Annotated in this window: 16 protein-coding genes; 10 read left to right on the plus strand and 6 right to left on the minus strand. The window is 68.5% G+C overall.

What is annotated here, in order from left to right; translation table 11 throughout:
* Positions 1-281: 281 nt before the first annotated feature.
* The 5 genes from AB0D04_RS00750 to AB0D04_RS00770 form a co-directional block, all read right to left on the minus strand.
* Positions 282-1703, minus strand: a complete 1422-nt coding sequence (locus AB0D04_RS00750) for an amidohydrolase family protein (protein WP_362697485.1) — start codon at positions 1701-1703, stop codon at positions 282-284.
* A 137-nt stretch (positions 1704-1840) separates the two neighbouring features.
* On the minus strand, positions 1841-2599 hold the full coding sequence (locus AB0D04_RS00755; RefSeq protein WP_362697697.1) for a succinate dehydrogenase/fumarate reductase iron-sulfur subunit: 759 nt from the start codon (positions 2597-2599) through the stop codon (positions 1841-1843).
* A gap of 95 nt (positions 2600-2694) precedes the next feature.
* Positions 2695-4638: a fumarate reductase/succinate dehydrogenase flavoprotein subunit gene (locus AB0D04_RS00760; RefSeq protein WP_362697488.1), complete on the minus strand. Its 1944-nt coding sequence runs from the start codon at positions 4636-4638 to the stop codon at positions 2695-2697.
* 68 nt (positions 4639-4706) lie between these two features.
* A complete protein-coding gene (locus tag AB0D04_RS00765; RefSeq protein ID WP_362697491.1) occupies positions 4707-5534 on the minus strand; it encodes a hypothetical protein in 828 nt (275 codons plus the stop codon).
* Positions 5535-5765: 231 nt separating this feature from the next.
* Entirely contained in the window at positions 5766-6065 is a 300-nt protein-coding gene (locus AB0D04_RS00770) for a hypothetical protein (RefSeq protein WP_362697493.1), read from the minus strand.
* Between the two features lie 380 nt (positions 6066-6445).
* Here AB0D04_RS00770 and AB0D04_RS00775 point away from each other — a divergent pair, with 380 nt between their 5' ends.
* Complete coding sequence (locus AB0D04_RS00775) at positions 6446-8734, plus strand: ABC transporter family substrate-binding protein (RefSeq protein WP_362697496.1); 2289 nt, start codon at positions 6446-6448, stop codon at positions 8732-8734.
* 187 nt (positions 8735-8921) lie between these two features.
* Positions 8922-10829 (plus strand): translational GTPase TypA, encoded by a 1908-nt coding sequence (gene typA, locus AB0D04_RS00780; RefSeq protein WP_362697499.1) that lies wholly within the window; start codon positions 8922-8924, stop codon positions 10827-10829.
* 79 nt (positions 10830-10908) lie between these two features.
* On the opposite strand, the gene AB0D04_RS00785 is transcribed toward typA, so the two are convergent.
* Positions 10909-11301: an ATP-binding protein gene (locus AB0D04_RS00785; RefSeq protein ID WP_362697501.1), complete on the minus strand. Its 393-nt coding sequence runs from the start codon at positions 11299-11301 to the stop codon at positions 10909-10911.
* A gap of 133 nt (positions 11302-11434) precedes the next feature.
* Here AB0D04_RS00785 and AB0D04_RS00790 point away from each other — a divergent pair, with 133 nt between their 5' ends.
* From AB0D04_RS00790 to AB0D04_RS00825, 8 genes are all read left to right on the plus strand, one after another.
* Positions 11435-12298: a helix-turn-helix transcriptional regulator gene (locus tag AB0D04_RS00790; protein WP_362697503.1), complete on the plus strand. Its 864-nt coding sequence runs from the start codon at positions 11435-11437 to the stop codon at positions 12296-12298.
* A 10-nt stretch (positions 12299-12308) separates the two neighbouring features.
* Entirely contained in the window at positions 12309-12509 is a 201-nt protein-coding gene (locus AB0D04_RS00795) for a DUF397 domain-containing protein (protein ID WP_362697506.1), read from the plus strand.
* A 10-nt stretch (positions 12510-12519) separates the two neighbouring features.
* On the plus strand, positions 12520-12720 hold the full coding sequence (locus AB0D04_RS00800) for a DUF397 domain-containing protein (RefSeq protein WP_362697509.1): 201 nt from the start codon (positions 12520-12522) through the stop codon (positions 12718-12720).
* A 10-nt stretch (positions 12721-12730) separates the two neighbouring features.
* Positions 12731-13477, plus strand: a complete 747-nt coding sequence (locus AB0D04_RS00805; protein ID WP_362697512.1) for a hypothetical protein — start codon at positions 12731-12733, stop codon at positions 13475-13477.
* A 215-nt stretch (positions 13478-13692) separates the two neighbouring features.
* On the plus strand, positions 13693-14061 hold the full coding sequence (locus tag AB0D04_RS00810; RefSeq protein WP_362697515.1) for a type VII secretion target: 369 nt from the start codon (positions 13693-13695) through the stop codon (positions 14059-14061).
* Between the two features lie 61 nt (positions 14062-14122).
* Positions 14123-15727, plus strand: a complete 1605-nt coding sequence (locus tag AB0D04_RS00815) for a WXG100 family type VII secretion target (protein WP_362697518.1) — start codon at positions 14123-14125, stop codon at positions 15725-15727.
* 11 nt (positions 15728-15738) lie between these two features.
* Positions 15739-16191, plus strand: a complete 453-nt coding sequence (locus AB0D04_RS00820; RefSeq protein WP_362697521.1) for a protease inhibitor I42 family protein — start codon at positions 15739-15741, stop codon at positions 16189-16191.
* Positions 16188-16640: a hypothetical protein gene (locus tag AB0D04_RS00825; protein ID WP_362697524.1), complete on the plus strand. Its 453-nt coding sequence runs from the start codon at positions 16188-16190 to the stop codon at positions 16638-16640. The genes AB0D04_RS00820 and AB0D04_RS00825 overlap by 4 nt, the downstream gene beginning before the upstream one ends.
* Positions 16641-16915: the final 275 nt, after the last annotated feature.

Below are 16915 nucleotides of genomic sequence, written 5' to 3' on the forward strand. Positions count from 1 at the left end.
CCGGGCATCCACAGGCCCTGCCGGCACAGGCGGGCCCCGCCTACCCTTGGGATACAGGGGGCCCACCCAGCCCGTAGGGGACATCCCGTACGGGGTGCCTGGCAGGGGCCGCCCGTACGGGACCCCGCAGGGCCTCCGGCAGGGGACCCCGCCGCAGGGCCTCCGGCAGGGGACCCCGCCGCAGGGCCTCCGGCACGGGACCCCGCCGCAGGGCCCCCGGCACGGGCCCCCGCCAGAGCACGCCCCGTACGGCCCCCGCAGGCCCGCCCGCCAAGGCCGCCTCAGGCGTTCCGCAGATGATCCGCCGCCAGCTCCGCCTCCCGCACCACCTTCTCGGTGTCCACATGCACCAGCTCGCCCCGCGCCTTGCGCAGATGGCCGTCGACGAAGACATGACTGACGTTCGGCGGCTGGCCGTTGAGCACGATCTGGCTGGTCCAGTCGAAGCGCGGGGCGAAGTTGAGGGTGCCGGGGTCCAGGACGAGGACGTCGGCGCGTTTGCCCGGGGTCAGCGAGCCGATCCGGTCGGCCATGCCGATGCACTCCGCCCCGCCCAGGGTCGCCATCCGCAGCACGGCCGGGATCGCCGGATGGATCCCGGCGTCCTCGTGCCGCGCCCGTTGCAGCCCGACGGCCGCCTTCATCACATTGAACATGTCCGAGGTGTCGTTGGTTCCGCCGTCGTGCCCGAGCCCGGCCCGTACGCCGTGCCGGTGCATCGCGGGCAGCGGAATGATGCCGGACGCCAGCCGCATATTGCTCAGCGGGCAGTGCGCGACCCGTACGTCGTGCTCGCCGGTCAGCGCGATCTCCTCGTCGGTGAGATGGATCGCGTGGTTCATCAGGAGACCGGGACCGAAGGCGCCGGTCTCGCGCAGCGAGCGGATCGGGTCGTCCTTGCGGTCGTCGCGGTGCTCGAGGACATGGGAGTTGAGCATCACACCGAGATCGCGCGCCACCTCGTGGAACTGCCGCAGCTCCTTGAGCGCGGACATCCCCGCATGCACCGCCACCTGCGCGGAGGCCAGCGGCAGCGGGTCGAGGAAGTCCTTCTTGATCTTCGGGATGAGGGGGATGTCGGCCGCGCCCTGCGTCGAGGCGTAGACGAAGCGCAGTCCGGCGTCGTCCAGCGCGCGGATGTAGCGCTCGCTGGTGTCGTACGGGATCGGATGCACCCAGTCGACGACGGTGGTGACGCCCGCCTGGAGGGCGTCGAGGGCGGCCAGATGGACGAAGCGGTACATGTCGCGGGCGTCGATCCTGGGCAGCGTGGCGCGGTTGCAGTCGGACAGCCAGCCGTAGAGGTCCTGGGCCGAGCAGCCGCCGCGGATGCTGGACTGCCACAGGTGGTTGTGCAGATCGACGAAGCCGGGCAGGACGAGTTTTCCGTTCGCGTCCACCACCCGGGCGCCGCGCGGCACCTCCAGTCCCTTGCCGACGGCGGCGATCCTGCCGCCCCGCAGCAGGACGTCGGTGCCGCCCTCGAGCGTGCCCAGCGGGCCCTTGCCGACCTCGGGGTCCATGGTGAGCACCAGGTCCGCGCCGCGCAGCACGGTGGTCCGCCGCTCGCCGCGTATCTCCTGTGGTGCTCCCGGTCTCTCCGGCTGTCCCTGGCGCACCGCGGAGGTACCGGCGGCGGCCGCCAGAGGGGCGCCGCCGATACCTGCCAGGACCCTGCGCCGGCTCAATTTCGGAAAGTTCATTCCGTTCTTATACCGCGGTGGCGAGCGGGTGCCAGAGGTCACTTCCGGTCAAGTGACCTAGCGTCAGAAACTGCTGAGTAATGCGGACTTAGGGGAATTCGCAAGCGCCCATCGGGTGCTCGTCCCGCGCGTATCGGTCACTCACCACGGCGCCGGATCTTGTTCCCGAGCCACACCAGCGGGTCGTACTTCCGGTCCGCCGCACGCTCCTTCAACGGGATCAGCGCATTGTCGGTGATCTTGATGTTCTCCGGGCAGACCTCCGTGCAGCACTTGGTGATGTTGCAGTAGCCCAGCCCGTGGTCGTCCTGCGCGCTGCGCCTGCGGTCCAGCCCGGACTCCGGTGCCGCGTCCAGCGGATGCATGTCCAGCTCGGCGATCCGCATCAGGAAACGCGGTCCGGCGAAGGCGGACTTGTTCTCCTCGTGGTCGCGCACCACATGGCAGGTGTCCTGGCACAGGAAGCACTCGATGCACTTACGGAACTCCTGCGAGCGGTTCACATCCTCCTGCTGCATGCGGTACTCGCCGGGCCCCAGTTCCGCGGGCGGGACGAACGCCGGGACCTCGCGCGCCTTGGTGTAGTTGAAGGACACATCGGTGACCAGGTCGCGGATGACGGGGAAGGCCCGCATCGGGGTGACCGTGACCGTCTCCGTACGGTCGAACACCGACATCCGCGTCATGCACAACAGCCGCGGCCGCCCGTTGATCTCCGCACTGCACGAACCGCACTTGCCCGCCTTGCAGTTCCAGCGCACGGCGAGATCGGAGGCCTGGGTCGCCTGCAGGCGGTGGATGATGTCCAGCACCACCTCGCCTTCGTGCACCTCGATCCGGAAGTCCTCCAGACCGCCGCCGTCCGCATCGCCCCGCCACACCCGGAAGTGCGCCAGGTACGCACCGGACGGGCCGCCCGACTCCGTCCCGTTCGCCTGCTGAACTTTCGTCCGCCCGCCGTCTGCCTGCGGCTCCGTCGTGTTCTGCCCGCTCACCGGCTCAGCTCCTCGTCCGTCAGATACTTCACCAGCTCCTCCTTCTCGAAGAGTTCGAGGAGATCGGGCCGGATCGGCGGGGTCTCGCGGCGGGACAGCCGGATCTGGCCCAGCCCCGGATCCGACTCCGCCGTGGCGGCCCGGTAATCGGCCAGCTCACAGACCAGATTGATGTTGCGCCAGTGCCGGTCCATCGCCGGATGGTCGTCGCGGGTGTGCCCGCCGCGGCTCTCCTCGCGCTCCAGCGCCGCCCGCGCCACGCACTCGCTGACCAGCAGCATGTTCCGCAGATCGATCGCCAGATGCCAGCCGGGGTTGTACTGCCGGTGCCCCTCGACCCCGGCACGCCGGGCCCGTACCCGCAGCCCGGCCAGCCGGTGGAGGGCCTCGGTCATCTCGCCCTCCCGGCGGATGATGCCGACCAGGTCGTTCATCGCCTGCTGGAGTTCCTGGTGCAGGGTGTACGGATTCTCGGCCGGACCGGCGTCGTGCACCGGGTCCAGCCCTTCGTCCTCGGCGCTGAAGGGGCGCAGTGCCTCCGCCTCGGCCGCGTCGATCGCCCGCTCGTCGGGGACCGGCAGTCCGGTGACCGCCGCGGCGTACTCGGCGGCGTGCAGCCCGGCCCGGCGTCCGAAGACCAGCAGGTCGGACAGGGAGTTCCCGCCCAGCCGGTTGGAGCCGTGCATCCCGCCGGCCACCTCACCGGCCGCGAACAGGCCGGGCACGCCGGTCGCCGCCGCGGTGTCCGGGTCCACATCCACCCCGCCCATCACGTAGTGGCAGGTCGGCCCGACCTCCATCGGCTCGGCGGTGATGTCCACATCCGCCAGTTCCTTGAACTGGTGGTGCATGGACGGCAGCCGCCGTTTGATCACTTCGGCCGGCATACGGGTCGAGACGTCCAGGAAGACGCCGCCGTGCGGGGAGCCGCGGCCCGCCTTGACCTCGGCGTTGATGGCGCGGGCGACCTCGTCGCGGGGCAGCAGCTCGGGCGGGCGGCGGTTGTTGTCCGGGTCCTCGTACCAGCGGTCGCCCTCTTCCTCGGACTGCGCGTACTTCTCCTTGAAGACGTCCGGGACGTAGTCGAACATGAAGCGCTTGCCCTCGCTGTTGTGCAGCACCCCGCCGTCACCGCGGACGGATTCGGTGACGAGGATCCCCTTCACCGACGGTGGCCAGACCATTCCGGTCGGATGGAACTGCACGAACTCCATGTTGATCAGCGGGGCCCCGGCCAGCAGCGCCAGCGCGTGCCCGTCGCCCGTGTACTCCCACGAATTCGAGGTCACCTTGAAGGACTTGCCGATCCCGCCGGTGGCCAGCACCACGGCCGGCGCCTCGAGGACGAAGAAGCGGCCCGACTCCCGCTCGTAGCAGAAGGTGCCCGCGACCCGCTCGCCCTCCTTGAGAACGCGGGTGACCGTGCACTCCTGGAACACCTTCAACCGGGCGTCGTGCGAGCCGAATTCGCGCTCGTCCTCCTGCTGGAGCGAGACGATCTTCTGCTGGAGGGTACGGATCAGCTCCAGCCCCGTACGGTCCCCGACATGCGCCAGCCGCGGGTACTCGTGGCCGCCGAAGTTGCGCTGGGAGATCCGGCCGTCGGGCGTACGGTCGAAGAGCGCGCCCCAGGTCTCCAGCTCCCAGACCCGGTCGGGGGCCTCCCGCGCGTGCAGTTCGGCCATCCGCCAGTGGTTGAGGAACTTCCCGCCGCGCATGGTGTCCCGGAAGTGCACCTGCCAGTTGTCGCCCTCGTTGACATTGCCCATGCTGGCCGCGATGCCGCCCTCGGCCATCACCGTATGGGCCTTGCCGAACAGGGACTTGCAGATCACGGCCGTCCGCATACCCGCCTCGCGGGCCTCGATCGCGGCGCGCAGCCCGGCCCCGCCGGCGCCCACCACGATCACGTCCCATGCCTGCCGGTCCACATGCGCCATCGACGACACACCTTTCCTGGATGGAGTTGTCTCGGAAGCTGTCTGGAAGCTGTCTCGGAAAAGCCGTCTCAGAAGAAGCGCGGATCGGCGAAGGCCCCGGTGGCCAGCAGATAGACGTACAGATCCGCGACCCCGACGCTGATCAGCGACGACCAGGCGAGCAGCATGTGCCGCTCGTTGAGCTTGCCGACCCAGCCCCACAGCCGGTAGCGCACCGGGTGCTTGGAGAAGTGCCGCAGTCGGCCGCCGATGATGTGCCGGCAGGAGTGGCAGGAGAGGGTGTACGCCCAGATCAGCACGATGTTGGCCAGGAAGACCAGCGTGCCCAGACCCATATGGCCCCAGGCGTAGTGCGCGTCGCGGAAGGTCAGCGCGGTGTCGTACGTCAGGACCAGCGCCACCAGCACCGCGAAGTAGAAGAAGTAGCGGTGGATGTTCTGCAGGATCAGCGGGAAGCGGGTCTCGCCGGTGTACTTCTTGTGCGGCTCGGCGACCGCGCAGGCCGGCGGCGAGGCCCAGAAGCCGCGGTAGTAGGCCTTGCGGTAGTAGTAGCAGGTCAGCCGGAAACCCAGCGGGAAGATCAGGATCAGCAGCGCGGGGGACAGGCCCCACCAGGGCCCGAAGATCTCCCAGTTGGGGCCGCCGCGCATGGTCTGGCAGTTCTGTGCCAGGCACGGCGAGTAGAACGGCGACACATAGGGCGCGTGGTAGTAGTCCGCGTTCGCGAAGGCCCGCCATGTCGAGTAGACGATGAAGGCGAGCAGGCCGGCGGCGGTGCAGGCCGGGGCCAGCCACCAGCGGTCGGTCCGCAGATGGCGGGCGGGGATGGCGGCACGCGAGGCGGCATGCACGCCGGTCGCGCCCGCTTGCGGTGAGGGTTCGATGCCAGTGGCCAACGTGGGTCTCCGTGGAGGGCGCTCCGCGAAGGATGCACCGTCAAGGATGCTCCCTCGGGGCGGGAACGGGGTAGGGGTCTGAGTGGGGCGAGGGCACCCCCTAAGGGCTCTCCGCCAGAGGATCGGGGATGTCCCCTAGGGCCGGCAGGGCCTGCAGGGCGTTGAGGGCCTGCAGGGCGTTGAGGGCCTGCAGGGCGTTGAGGGGCTTCAGGGCCTGCAAGGGTCTTCTCCTCAAGGCGCGTGCCGGTCCTCGGCGCCGAGACCTTCGTCGTCGGCGCCCTTCCACAGCGCGGGGTCGTACGGCGCATCCGAGACCGTCACCATCTCGTCCTTGGCGGCGCCGGGCCGGGCCTGCTTCGCGCCCGCCGCGCTCTCCTTCAACAGGCCGAGGCTCTCGCGCAGATGGTTCGCATCGCTGCGCACCCGCCGCATGTCCAGCCCGGCCCCGATGTGCTCCTCCAGCCGCGCCACGGACCGGATCAGTTCCGTCAGGTTGCGCTCAACCGCCGTCAATTCGTCCTGAAGGGACATAACGTGCCCTCACCTCCGAAGGGTGTGGTGGGCGATCTCATGCGCCCGCGAGTGTCGCGCGTCACAGTAGGCGTTGGGAAGGGGGCCTGCGTCATTACGACTCGAACCGGTGCGTTTCGGTAAACATGCGCCGCGGCGGGTGTCGAACGCGGATACGGGGACGGCGGGTGCGGGCCGTCCGTGTATCCGCCGTCCGGGCCGCTTTTCCCTGGCCCGCGGTCTCTGGATGGGGCCGGTCGGGTGACCTTGCCGTGGCAGTCGACGTGTCGTACGGGCGCGTCGGGACCGGTCGCCTTCAGTAGGGGAGCCATAGATGTGATGAGCCGCAAAGTCGGCCGGACGTGTGGGCGCGGCGCGGGCGAGCCTCGGAGGTAACTGCCATGACGACCGACCAAGTCAGCTCAGCGTGCCGCCGGCGGCGCTGTGCCGCGCTGATCGCGGTGGGGGTCCTGCTCCCGCTGCCTGTCCTGGCCGGATGCAGCGACGACGCGGACGCGGGCGCCGCCTCCCAGGACATCGCCCCGGCCGCCCGGGAACGGCTCAAGAACGGCGGTACGGTCCGCTGGGCCGTTGACTCCCTGCCCGGCACCCTCAACGCCTTCCAGGCCGACGCCGACGCCACCACCGCGCGGGTCACCGGCGCGGTGCTGCCCACCCTGTTCACGCTCGACGACCGCGGCCGCCCGCAGCGCAACGCCGACTACCTGGACGCCGCCGACATCTCCGCCCGTGAGCCGAAGCAGGTCGTCACGTACAAGATCAATTCCCGGGCGCGGTGGAGCGACGGCCGCAAGATCGGCGCGGCGGACTTCATCGCCCAGTGGAAGGCGCTGCGCGGCAAGGACAATGCGTTCTGGACGGCCCGCAACGCCGGGTACGACCGGATCGCCAAGGTCACCCAGGGGGCGGACAAACACGAGGTCAAGGTCACCTTCGCCAAGCCTTACGCCGACTGGCGGTCCCTGTTCACCCCGCTCTACCCGCAGAGCGTGATGGGTGACGCCGACGCCTTCAACGACGGGACCCGCGAGCGGCTCAAGATCGCGGCCGGGCCGTTCATGATGGGCGAGCGGGAGAAGGGCAGCGACCGCGTCACCCTGGTCCGTAACCCGAAGTGGTGGGGCCCCCGCGCCAAGCTCGACCAGATCGTCTTCACGGAGCTGCCACGGGACAAGCGGGCCGCGGCCCTGGCCGCCGGGTCCGTCGACGTCGCCGAGATCGACCAGAGCGCCGCCAGAAAGGTCGCCTCGGCCGGCCACCCGGCAGGATCCAGGAGCAAGGCCGGTACGGACGCCAAGCCGGCGGCCCCCACGAAGCTGCGCGGCTACGCCGTCCGTAAGGCCCTCGAGCCCGCCTACACCCAGCTCGCCCTCAACGGCAGCACCGGCCCGCTCACCGACGAGCGGGTGCGCCGCGCGGTGGCCCGCGCCATCGACCGCCAGGCGCTCGCCGACACCGTCCTCAAGCCGCTCAGCCTGCCCGCGAAGCCGCTCGGCAGCCATCTGCTGATGGCCGGGCAGGACGGGTACGAGGACCACAGCGACGCGGTCGGCGGGCAGGACACCGGCGCGGCCAAGGCGCTGCTCGCGGACGCGGGCTGGAAGCCGGGCGCGGTCACCGAGCAGGCCAAGCAGAAGCCGGACGCGGTCGCGCCCAGCGCGTCGGGGGCCGCGGCGGAGCCGTCCCCCAAGACGGGCTCCGACGACGGCCGCAACCCCGAGCGGCCGGGCCGGGCCGCCGCGCGGGGCCATGACGCCGACGCCCGGCCTGCGGCCGCCGAGGCCCCGCTGTCCGCCGCGGGCGCGGTGGGCTCCGAGGTCCAGCAGTCCGCGCTGCTGCGGCAGAGCGCCGCGGTCTACAAGGCGCAGGCCGCCGCCCAGGAGGAGGCCGACGGCGGCGCGAGCCCGGCCTCCCTGACGTACCAGCGGAGCGCGGCGCGGGCCATGGGCCAGGCCGAGCGGGTCGAGACCGGGCAGGACTCCGGACCTGCCGGGGCGCGCCCCATGAGCGCCGAGCAGGCCCGCGAGGCGCGCGCCGACGAGGAGCGGGCGCACCCGGTGGCCGCCGCCCAGGTCGCCGCCGACAGCGACCCCGACGCCAAGGGCGCCCCGGGCAAGAAGGCCGCCGCCGCCCCCACCGTGCGCAAGAACGGCAAACCGCTCACCCTCCGCTTCGTCCTCCCCGACGGGGCGGGCTCGGAGCAGCTGCGCACCGTGGGGGAGCGGATCTCCGCCATGCTCGGCAAGATCGGCATCCAGACCTCCGTCCAGCGGGTCGCCGATGCCGGCTACTTCCAGGACCACATCGCCGCCGGCGACTACGACCTGGCGCTCTACTCCTGGCCCGGCACCGCCTACCCCGCGACCGACGCCCGCCCCATCTACGCCAAGCCCGAGCCCGCCGCCGACGGCTCGCTCACCGTCGAGCAGAACTACACCCGCGTCGGCACCGACCACATTGACCAGCTCTTCGACCAGGCAGCCTCCGAGCTGGACGAGGAAGCGGCCGGCAGCCTGATGGCGCAGGCCGACGCCCGCATCTGGGCCGTGGCCGGGTCCATCCCCCTCTACCAGCGCCCGGAACTGGTGGCGGCCAGGAAGTCCCTCGCCAACATCGGCGCCTTCGGCTTCTCCTCGCCCCGCTTCCAGGACATCGGCTACACGAAGTAAAGGTGGAGCCAGAGCTAATAACTGGTAAGAAACCGCAGGTCAGGGACAGTGCGTACGGCCTGTGGCGGCCGATGTCGCCCCAGGCCCGTACGATGGGGTGAGGTCGTGGCGTATGCAAGCCCGGCCGAGAGGCTCACGTGCCGGACCGTACGTGCCGCCATCCACGATCCGGGAGAAGCGCTCCAGTATGCCCACCCGTCACGACATTCGTAACGTAGCCATCGTCGCCCACGTCGACCACGGCAAGACGACCCTCGTCGATGCCATGCTCAAGCAGGCCGGCGCCTTCGCCGAGCACGCTGCCGAGAAGCTCGACGACCGGATGATGGACTCGAACGACCTGGAGCGTGAGAAGGGCATCACGATCCTGGCGAAGAACACTGCCGTCAAGTACCACCCCAAGGACGGCGGGGACCCCATCACCATCAACATCATCGACACCCCCGGCCACGCCGACTTCGGTGGCGAGGTCGAGCGCGGCCTGTCGATGGTGGACGCGGTCGTCCTGCTGGTCGACGCCTCCGAGGGCCCGCTGCCGCAGACGCGCTTCGTCCTTCGCAAGGCCCTCGCGGCCCGTATGCCGGTCATTCTGTGCATCAACAAGACCGACCGCCCCGACTCCCGGATCGACGAGGTCGTCAACGAGACCTACGACCTGTTCCTGGACCTGGACGCGGACGAGGAGCAGATCGAGTTCCCGATCGTCTACGCCTGTGCCCGTGACGGCGTCGCCTCGCTGACGAAGCCGGAGGACGGCACGGTCCCGGCCGACAGCACCAACCTCGAGCCGTTCTTCACCACCCTGCTGTCGCACATCCCGGCCCCCGAGTACGACGTGTCGGCCCCCCTCCAGGCCCACGTCACCAACCTCGACGCGGACAACTTCCTCGGCCGTATCGCGCTGCTCCGTGTCGAGCAGGGCGAGCTGAAGAAGGGGCAGACCGTCGCGTGGATCAAGCGTGACGGCACGGTCGCCAACGTCCGCATCAGCGAGCTGATGATGACCGAGGCGCTCACCCGCAGGCCGGCCGAGAAGGCGGGCCCGGGCGACATCTGCGCCGTCGCCGGTATCCCCGACATCATGATCGGCGAGACCCTCGCCGACCCGGAGAACCCGATCGCCCTCCCGCTGATCACGGTGGACGAGCCGGCCATCTCCATGACCATCGGCACCAACACCTCCCCGCTGGTCGGCCGCGGCGGCACCGGCAAGGGCGCGGACGCCAAGTCCGCGATAAAGGACCGCAAGGTCACCGCCCGCCAGGTCAAGGACCGCCTGGACCGCGAGCTGATCGGTAACGTCTCGCTCCGCGTCCTGGACACCGAGCGCCCCGACGCCTGGGAGGTCCAGGGCCGCGGTGAGCTCGCGCTCGCCATCCTGGTCGAGCAGATGCGCCGCGAGGGCTTCGAGCTGACCATCGGCAAGCCGCAGGTGGTCACCCAGGAGATCGACGGCAAGGTCCACGAGCCCGTCGAGCGCATGACGATCGACGTGCCCGAGGAGCACATGGGTGCGGTCACGCAGCTCATGGGCGTCCGCAAGGGCCGGATGGACAACATGTCCAACCACGGCTCCGGCTGGGTCCGCATGGAGTTCGTCGTGCCGTCCCGTGGCCTCATCGGCTTCCGTACGGAGTTCCTGACGAACACCCGCGGTACGGGTATCGCCCACTCCATCCACGAGGGCCACGAGCCGTGGTTCGGCCAGCTGGTCACCCGCAACAACGGCTCCCTGGTCGCCGACCGCGCCGGTTCGGTCACGCCGTTCGCGATGATCAACCTCCAGGAGCGCGGTGTCCTGTTCACCGAGCCCGGCACCGAGGTGTACGAGGGCATGATCGTCGGCGAGAACTCCCGCGCCGACGACATGGACGTGAACATCACCAAGGAGAAGAAGCTCACCAACATGCGTGCGGCTTCCGCGGACACCACCGAGAACGTGGTCCCGCCGCGCAAGCTCTCCCTGGAGCAGTCCCTGGAGTTCTGCCGCGACGACGAGTGCGTCGAGGTCACCCCCGAGGCGATCCGCATCCGCAAGGTCAACCTGGACGCCCGCGAGCGCGCCCGCGCGGCGTCGCGTGCGAAGCACGGCTGATCGTCTGCTTGTTGTGTGACGGGGCGCCCCTCCTGCGGGAGGGGCGCCCCGTTCGCCGTTTCGGCCTCCTCTACGGCTGCTACGGCTGCGGGGCCAGCGTGAACCACACCGTCTTCCCGTTGGGGTAATCCCGTACGCCCCACGCATCGGCACAGGCATCGACGATGCCGAGACCGCGCCCGTTCTCGTCCTCGGGCGCGGCCTTCTGCTGTTCCGGGGTCCCGGTGCCCGTGTCCCATACGGCGATGGTGAGGTCGTGCGGCGACCGGTCGACGCTCACGTAGGCGTCGGTCCTGGTGTACCGGTAGGCGTTGGTCACCAGCTCCGACACCATCAACTCTGCTGTTTCGGTAAGGCAGTTGAGGTCTGCCCCGGCCAGGATCTGCCGCAGGGCGGCACGGACGACGCCCACTGCTCTGGGATCGTTGGGGATGAAGATTCCGTAGGACCAGGTCTCTGCGGGCGTGCGCATGTGGCAGCCTCCAGGTAGTTGCCTGCTGTGACTGGCGCCATACGTAAGGTAGTGCTCAGGTTGCCTATCCACAACCCAACTGGGTGTGTTACCGGTTGCGTGATACTGCTCGTATGGACCGAGGGAGGGATGCATGGGTCTGAGGGCCAACCCGACGTACCGTCAACGACGGTTCGGTGCCGAGGTTCGCAAGTTGCGCGAACGGGCCGGGCTTTCGGTGAACGAGAGTGCTGCGGTGATGGGGATGAATCAGTCGCACATCAGCAGCGTGGAGACCGGGCGCACGGGCTTGTCGGAGGAGCGGCTTCGCAAGCTGGCGGCGAAGGTGGGTGGTATAAGCGCGACGTACGTTGACGCGCTTGCGGAGTTGGGGCGGCGGCCGGACAAGGGGTGGTGGAGCAGCTATCGAGATCAAGTGCGGCCATCGCTCCTCGACCTCGCAGAGCTGGAAGACGAGGCTGCTGCTCTCGTCTGCTACGAGCCGATGTTCGTGCCAGGGCTTATACAGACGCGGGACTATGCGACGGCGATCCACCGCGGTGGCTATGTGAACGTGTCTCCTGAAGTTGAGGAGGCGGCGGTGGACTTCAGGATGAAGCGCCAGGCAGTGCTCACGGGCGAGGGGGCGCCGAGTTTCCACGCGATCATCCACGAAGCAGCCCTGCACCCGTCCTTGGGTGACCGTCGCGTCATGCGCGATCAATTGGGCCACCTCTTGGAACTGGCGCGGCTGCCGAACGCAACCATCCAGATCCTCCCGTTCGACGGCCCGGTGGCCTTCGGCAGTTCCTTCACCTTGGTTGAGCCGAGTGTGCGGGAGCTGAGCACCGTGGTGGTGGCCCATGTGGAGAGTTCCCTGTACCTGGGCGATGCCGAATCGCTCGCCAAGTATTCGCACACGTTCGCTAGGCTGACAGAGACGGCGTTGCCGCCAGAGGCGAGCCACGTGAAGGACTCGCTCGGGCTCATTCAGCGGCTCCTGTACCCCCTGCTCTAGGAAGGCGCGTATGTCTCAGCTCAAGTGGCAGAAGTCCAGCTTCAGCGAAGGCCACGCCGACACGTGCGTCGAGGTGGCCGCCGCCCTGTCCGGCACCCGCCATCTCCGCGAGAGCGATGCCCCGGCGGCCGTGATGGCCACCGGCGTGGCCGCTCTCCGGGACCTCGTACGGTCCGTGAAGGCGGGCGACTTGGACGTGCCCACACCGTAAGGAGCTGCGTATGCCCCAACTCTGTTGGCAGAAGTCCAGTTTCAGCGAACCGGGGTCCGACCAGTGCGTCGAGGTGGCCGCCACCCCGTCCGGCACCCGCCACCTCCGCGAGAGCGACGCCCCGCAGACCGTAATGACCACCATCCTCGCCGCCTTCCGGGACCTCGTACGGTCCGTGAAGGCGGGCGACCTGGACGCGCCCACCGCGTAGGGAGTTGCAGATGCCCCAACTGCCCCGACAGGAGCCCGGCTTCAATGAGGGCACCGACGGCTCCGCCGTCCTGCGGGATCTCGTACGGGCCGCGGGCTGGACTCCCCCACACCGTGACCGTGAGGAGACGTACGTGACGGCGGCCGTCGTGGAAGACGAAGAGGACGACGACAGCCGCGACTACGTGGCCGGCTGCCCGCTCACCCCGCAACTGGTCCAAGAGATCGTCGGCCTCGCCGAACTGGACTGGGAGGACTGGGAAGCAGCCGACGCCGCCATGCGCCGCCTGGGCTGGCGTGACGACGAAAGCCCGCTGGAGGCGAGTTTCGTGACCGGGGTCGGTCACCTTGTCTTTGGCGGCGACGGCTGCTTCTACATGCCGTTCGCCCATGCCTACTGCCTGGGGTGCGACTTCCACGGCACGGAAGACTTCCGGGGAGATTTCCCCGGCTGGTCGAGCCAGGCGGACGCGGGGCGGGACGTACTCGACGCGCACGTCAACGCCGCCGTCGACCGCTTCGCCGAACGACTCGGTCCGCCGCACCGGGACGGCAGCAAACAAAAGCTCGGGAATGAGACCGGGGAGTATCTGTGGCGCTTCGCCGCCTGGCGGATCGGCGGGAATCTGCTCGTCGTCGGACAGGGGCTGGACGCCCTCTCGTACTACCAGGACGAGCACGCGTTGGTGTGCATGGGCCCGCTCTCCCCGGATGCGCCGATCCCCGATATCGACGGGCTCGCCGATTTCGTGTGCTAGGCGGGGGCGCGGCGAGGCGTGTGAACGCCGCTGTTGTCGCTTGCCGAGGAGCCATGCGCGGACGTATCCGTCCCGGCCCGTGGTGACCGCGGCGCCCGTCGCCGGCACTCCAAGCCCCATGCGCACAGCGGCTATGATCAAGGTGGAAGTGTCATGTGCATGGCGTAGCCTGCGCGACGCATGAAGGGCGCTCCACAGCACCACACGGGGGAGATATGGCAAACAATTCGGGATTTCACGTCCAGCAGGAGGGCATGAAATCCGAAGCGAAGAAGCTTGACGAGGCGGGCGAGGATGTCGGTGACATCAAATCTGCCATAGCCGACGCAGTCCATTTCGATAACGATATTCTCGGCGGCTCCGACTCCGGCCCTGCGTACAACGCATTCTCCCACGCATGGCACGACGAGACGAAAACGCTAGAGGGCGCGCTCCACGAACTCGCTGACAAGGTCCGAAAGTCGCAAGAGGACTATCACCAGGCTGACCGTGAGGCGATCGTCGTCACGGAATCGGCGGCTGCGGCAGACGCGCGGATATCCACAAGGCCGGCCCCCGCAGGAGGCTCGTCACCCTTCGGCTGATCTCAGCCGACACTCGCTCTTCCCTCATGACGGAATCGCACACAAGGGGCTGACGCCTTCTATGGCCGAGCAGGAATCGACCACTCAGCGCCGCGCCAAGCTGGATGCGTGCTTGAAGCGGATCGTCGAATGCGACGACAAGAACGACATGATCGGCGAAATCAAAACTGCCCTCGGCGTTCCGGCCCCGGTCGGCTCGCCAGGGACGCTCGAGCTGCTGGGGAAGCGCTATCGCACCCAGTCGAAATCCGCTGAGGATATCGCCGACCGGGTCGCGCAGGTGGCCGCATCCGGCCTTCCGGACGTCTGGATGGGCAAGACCGGCGCACAGGCATCCAACGTCATCCAGGCGGCCTCCCGTGCGACCCAGCAGATGACCGAAGCCCTGCAGAAAGCGAGCAAGGCACTGCTGACCCTGGGCGATGCCATCGGCGATGCCCAGAAACTCGACGGTACCGGCCGTGACCAATTGCACGAGGCGTTGTCCGTTCTCGGATCCGAGGACGGCTTCTTCGACAACATGGTGGACACGGACGAGGAAGACGATGCCGTGTGGCGGGCCGGCACGGTGGCCTCCGCGGGCATCGACAAGATGCTCTCCGCTGCCAAGTCCGCCGACGACGCCGCGCGCGCGGCCGCCCGCGACCTCAATAAATTCGCATCCGAGGCACGCGCCGGGAAGATGCACACCAATGACCTGTCCGACGCGGACAAGCTCGCCCTCGCCGACACTGCGGTTTATGTCGACGGTCCGTCGGAAATGAATGAGCTCCTCAGCGCCAACGACCTTGAACGTTCCGGCCGTTACATGGAAAAGATGAACGCCCAGGAACGATCGAAGTTCGACAAGATGCTTGCCGATGCCAAGTCGCCACAGGAACGCGCCTATATCGTCAAGGGGTTGGCCGCGGGATATGACATGAAAGCCTTGACGGACTTCCAGGGGAAGATCCACGGCAAGGACCCGGCGTGGCTGCAACGGCACTTGTCGCCGGTGACCACCAAGGGCGACAGCCTGCAGGACGAGGGGCTCGCCGAAGACGGCTCAAACAAAAATAAGGACAACCAAGATTTCCATGGAGAGAAGTGGTCACAGGACGGCCTTACCTGTGTGCCCTCCTCCACCGTCAACGCGCGGGCCATGGTCGACCCCCTGTATGCGCTGGAACTGACTGGTGGGCCTTCCGGACAGGAGGATGACCCCGGCGCTTTCCGTGAGCGCCTGGGCAAGGAACAGCTGCGCATGCACGACGAGGGTGACGGAAGCTATGACTACGACTTCCCGTTCTCCCGGCATCCCAACGGCGTATCCAACGAAGGCGCGGATACCCTCGCCGACAAGGAGATCAGCCCCCACACCGGCGCGTCATACGACTACCAGGAGACCGGCAGCGCGGACGCCCGTCGCGATGTTCTGCCCGACATCGAGAAGTCCGTGGCCGATGGCAAGCCGGTCCCGATCGCGATCGAGGGATACAACAAGGACGACGAGTGGGAGGGCCACGCAATGATGATCGTCGGTCAGGAAGGCAACATGCTTCAGGTCTACAACCCCTGGGGTACGACGACGTGGGTCAGTGAGGACGACTTCGTCAATGGCCATATGAACAAGGCCGCTGACAACAGAATGCCCGATGCCTACGGCGTCCACCTGCCCGCGAACTGAAGTGGCCCTTGATGCACAACAGACTCACCACCGGATTCCTCCGTTCACTGCCCGCACTGGCGCTCGCCATGCTCGCCGGATGTGGACTCACCGGCCCCGCGACATACGAACTCGACGAGCCCGACATCGAGGTGGGCCCTGGCGAGGAATTCACCCTCTCCGTACCTTCCGAGGCCACGCTCGGTGAGCGCTGGTACGTGGCCTCACCCAAGCCGGATCCCTCAGTGGTGCGTGCTTCCGGTGAGGGCCACGGGAATTCGGGAGGTGAGGACGTTGGTGCGGGCGGGGGCACTCAGCGCTTCGACTTCACGGCGGTCAAGCCGGGCAGCACGAAGATCAAGTTGATCCACTGCCCGGTGTACTCGTGCACCACCAAGGACGGCACGGTCTCCGCCTCCCCGTCGCCGGCCGGCAGCAATCATGACGAACCGACCTACCACACCTACACAGTCACGGTGCAGTGACCGATTCCGAGGCAGCCATGAATCCGACGCCACCGCTTTCCCCTGCCAGAACAGATGACGAACTTGCACAGCTCGACGTCCCCGCCCTGCTGCGCTACGGCCTCGGCTTCGGCGGGCACCATCGCACCACGCTCTTCGGCGACGGGGCCGTGGGCGCGGCCGTGGTGCTCGACCGGCTCGGCGTACCCCCGCGCTCGGTCGCGTTCCTCGCCAAGGTCACCCGCAGCGGCGGGGTGCCGTACGCCGCCGAGTTGCCCGAGCCCGTGCCGGGCGACGCGGCCGGGCCCCTGGTCCGGACGTGGCTGGGGTCTGCGGCATCCGTGGTGCACACCGTGGAGGGCGACGAAGTCGTTGCGCGCTGGCTGGAGTCGGTAGCCGCGATCATTGCCCTCAGATTTACGCATCGAAGCAGGTCCGGTGGGTCCCGGACATCGCCTGCCGCTGGGTAGCGCCACGGTAGGGCGGACCTTGGTGGTGGCTCGCCGGGGGCGTGCCCGAGGGCGTGACTCTCAGCTCACCGGTCGAAGGCCGGGACGCGTGCATACCCGTCCCGGCCCGCGGTGGCGGCGACGGTGCGGCCGTCGAGCTCGGTGATGCGGAGGCCGCAGGCGTCCCACACGATGACGGTGCCGTCCCAGCCCGCTCTCCAGGTCCCACTGTGCGAGGGGCTGGTGACTCCGGATTTTCGTCCACTGGTCTTTCGCCGGTTCCCAGGTGAAGGCAA

The organism is Streptomyces sp. NPDC048483, from assembly GCF_040651455.1.
Taxonomy (GTDB): Bacteria; Actinomycetota; Actinomycetes; order Streptomycetales; family Streptomycetaceae; genus Streptomyces.

Coding starts and splice junctions, on each gene's coding strand:
- AB0D04_RS00770 (WP_362697493.1), bottom strand. CDS start 6,065: ATGTCCCTTCAGGACGAATTGACGGCGGTTGAGCGCAACCTGACGGAA.
- AB0D04_RS00795 (WP_362697506.1), top strand. CDS start 12,309: ATGTCTCAGCTCAAGTGGCAGAAGTCCAGCTTCAGCGAAGGCCACGCC.
- AB0D04_RS00810 (WP_362697515.1), top strand. CDS start 13,693: ATGGCAAACAATTCGGGATTTCACGTCCAGCAGGAGGGCATGAAATCC.
- typA (WP_362697499.1), top strand. CDS start 8,922: ATGCCCACCCGTCACGACATTCGTAACGTAGCCATCGTCGCCCACGTC.
- AB0D04_RS00790 (WP_362697503.1), top strand. CDS start 11,435: ATGGGTCTGAGGGCCAACCCGACGTACCGTCAACGACGGTTCGGTGCC.
- AB0D04_RS00800 (WP_362697509.1), top strand. CDS start 12,520: ATGCCCCAACTCTGTTGGCAGAAGTCCAGTTTCAGCGAACCGGGGTCC.
- AB0D04_RS00760 (WP_362697488.1), bottom strand. CDS start 4,638: ATGGCGCATGTGGACCGGCAGGCATGGGACGTGATCGTGGTGGGCGCC.
- AB0D04_RS00775 (WP_362697496.1), top strand. CDS start 6,446: ATGACGACCGACCAAGTCAGCTCAGCGTGCCGCCGGCGGCGCTGTGCC.
- AB0D04_RS00785 (WP_362697501.1), bottom strand. CDS start 11,301: ATGCGCACGCCCGCAGAGACCTGGTCCTACGGAATCTTCATCCCCAAC.
- AB0D04_RS00805 (WP_362697512.1), top strand. CDS start 12,731: ATGCCCCAACTGCCCCGACAGGAGCCCGGCTTCAATGAGGGCACCGAC.
- AB0D04_RS00750 (WP_362697485.1), bottom strand. CDS start 1,703: ATGAACTTTCCGAAATTGAGCCGGCGCAGGGTCCTGGCAGGTATCGGC.
- AB0D04_RS00815 (WP_362697518.1), top strand. CDS start 14,123: ATGGCCGAGCAGGAATCGACCACTCAGCGCCGCGCCAAGCTGGATGCG.
- AB0D04_RS00820 (WP_362697521.1), top strand. CDS start 15,739: ATGCACAACAGACTCACCACCGGATTCCTCCGTTCACTGCCCGCACTG.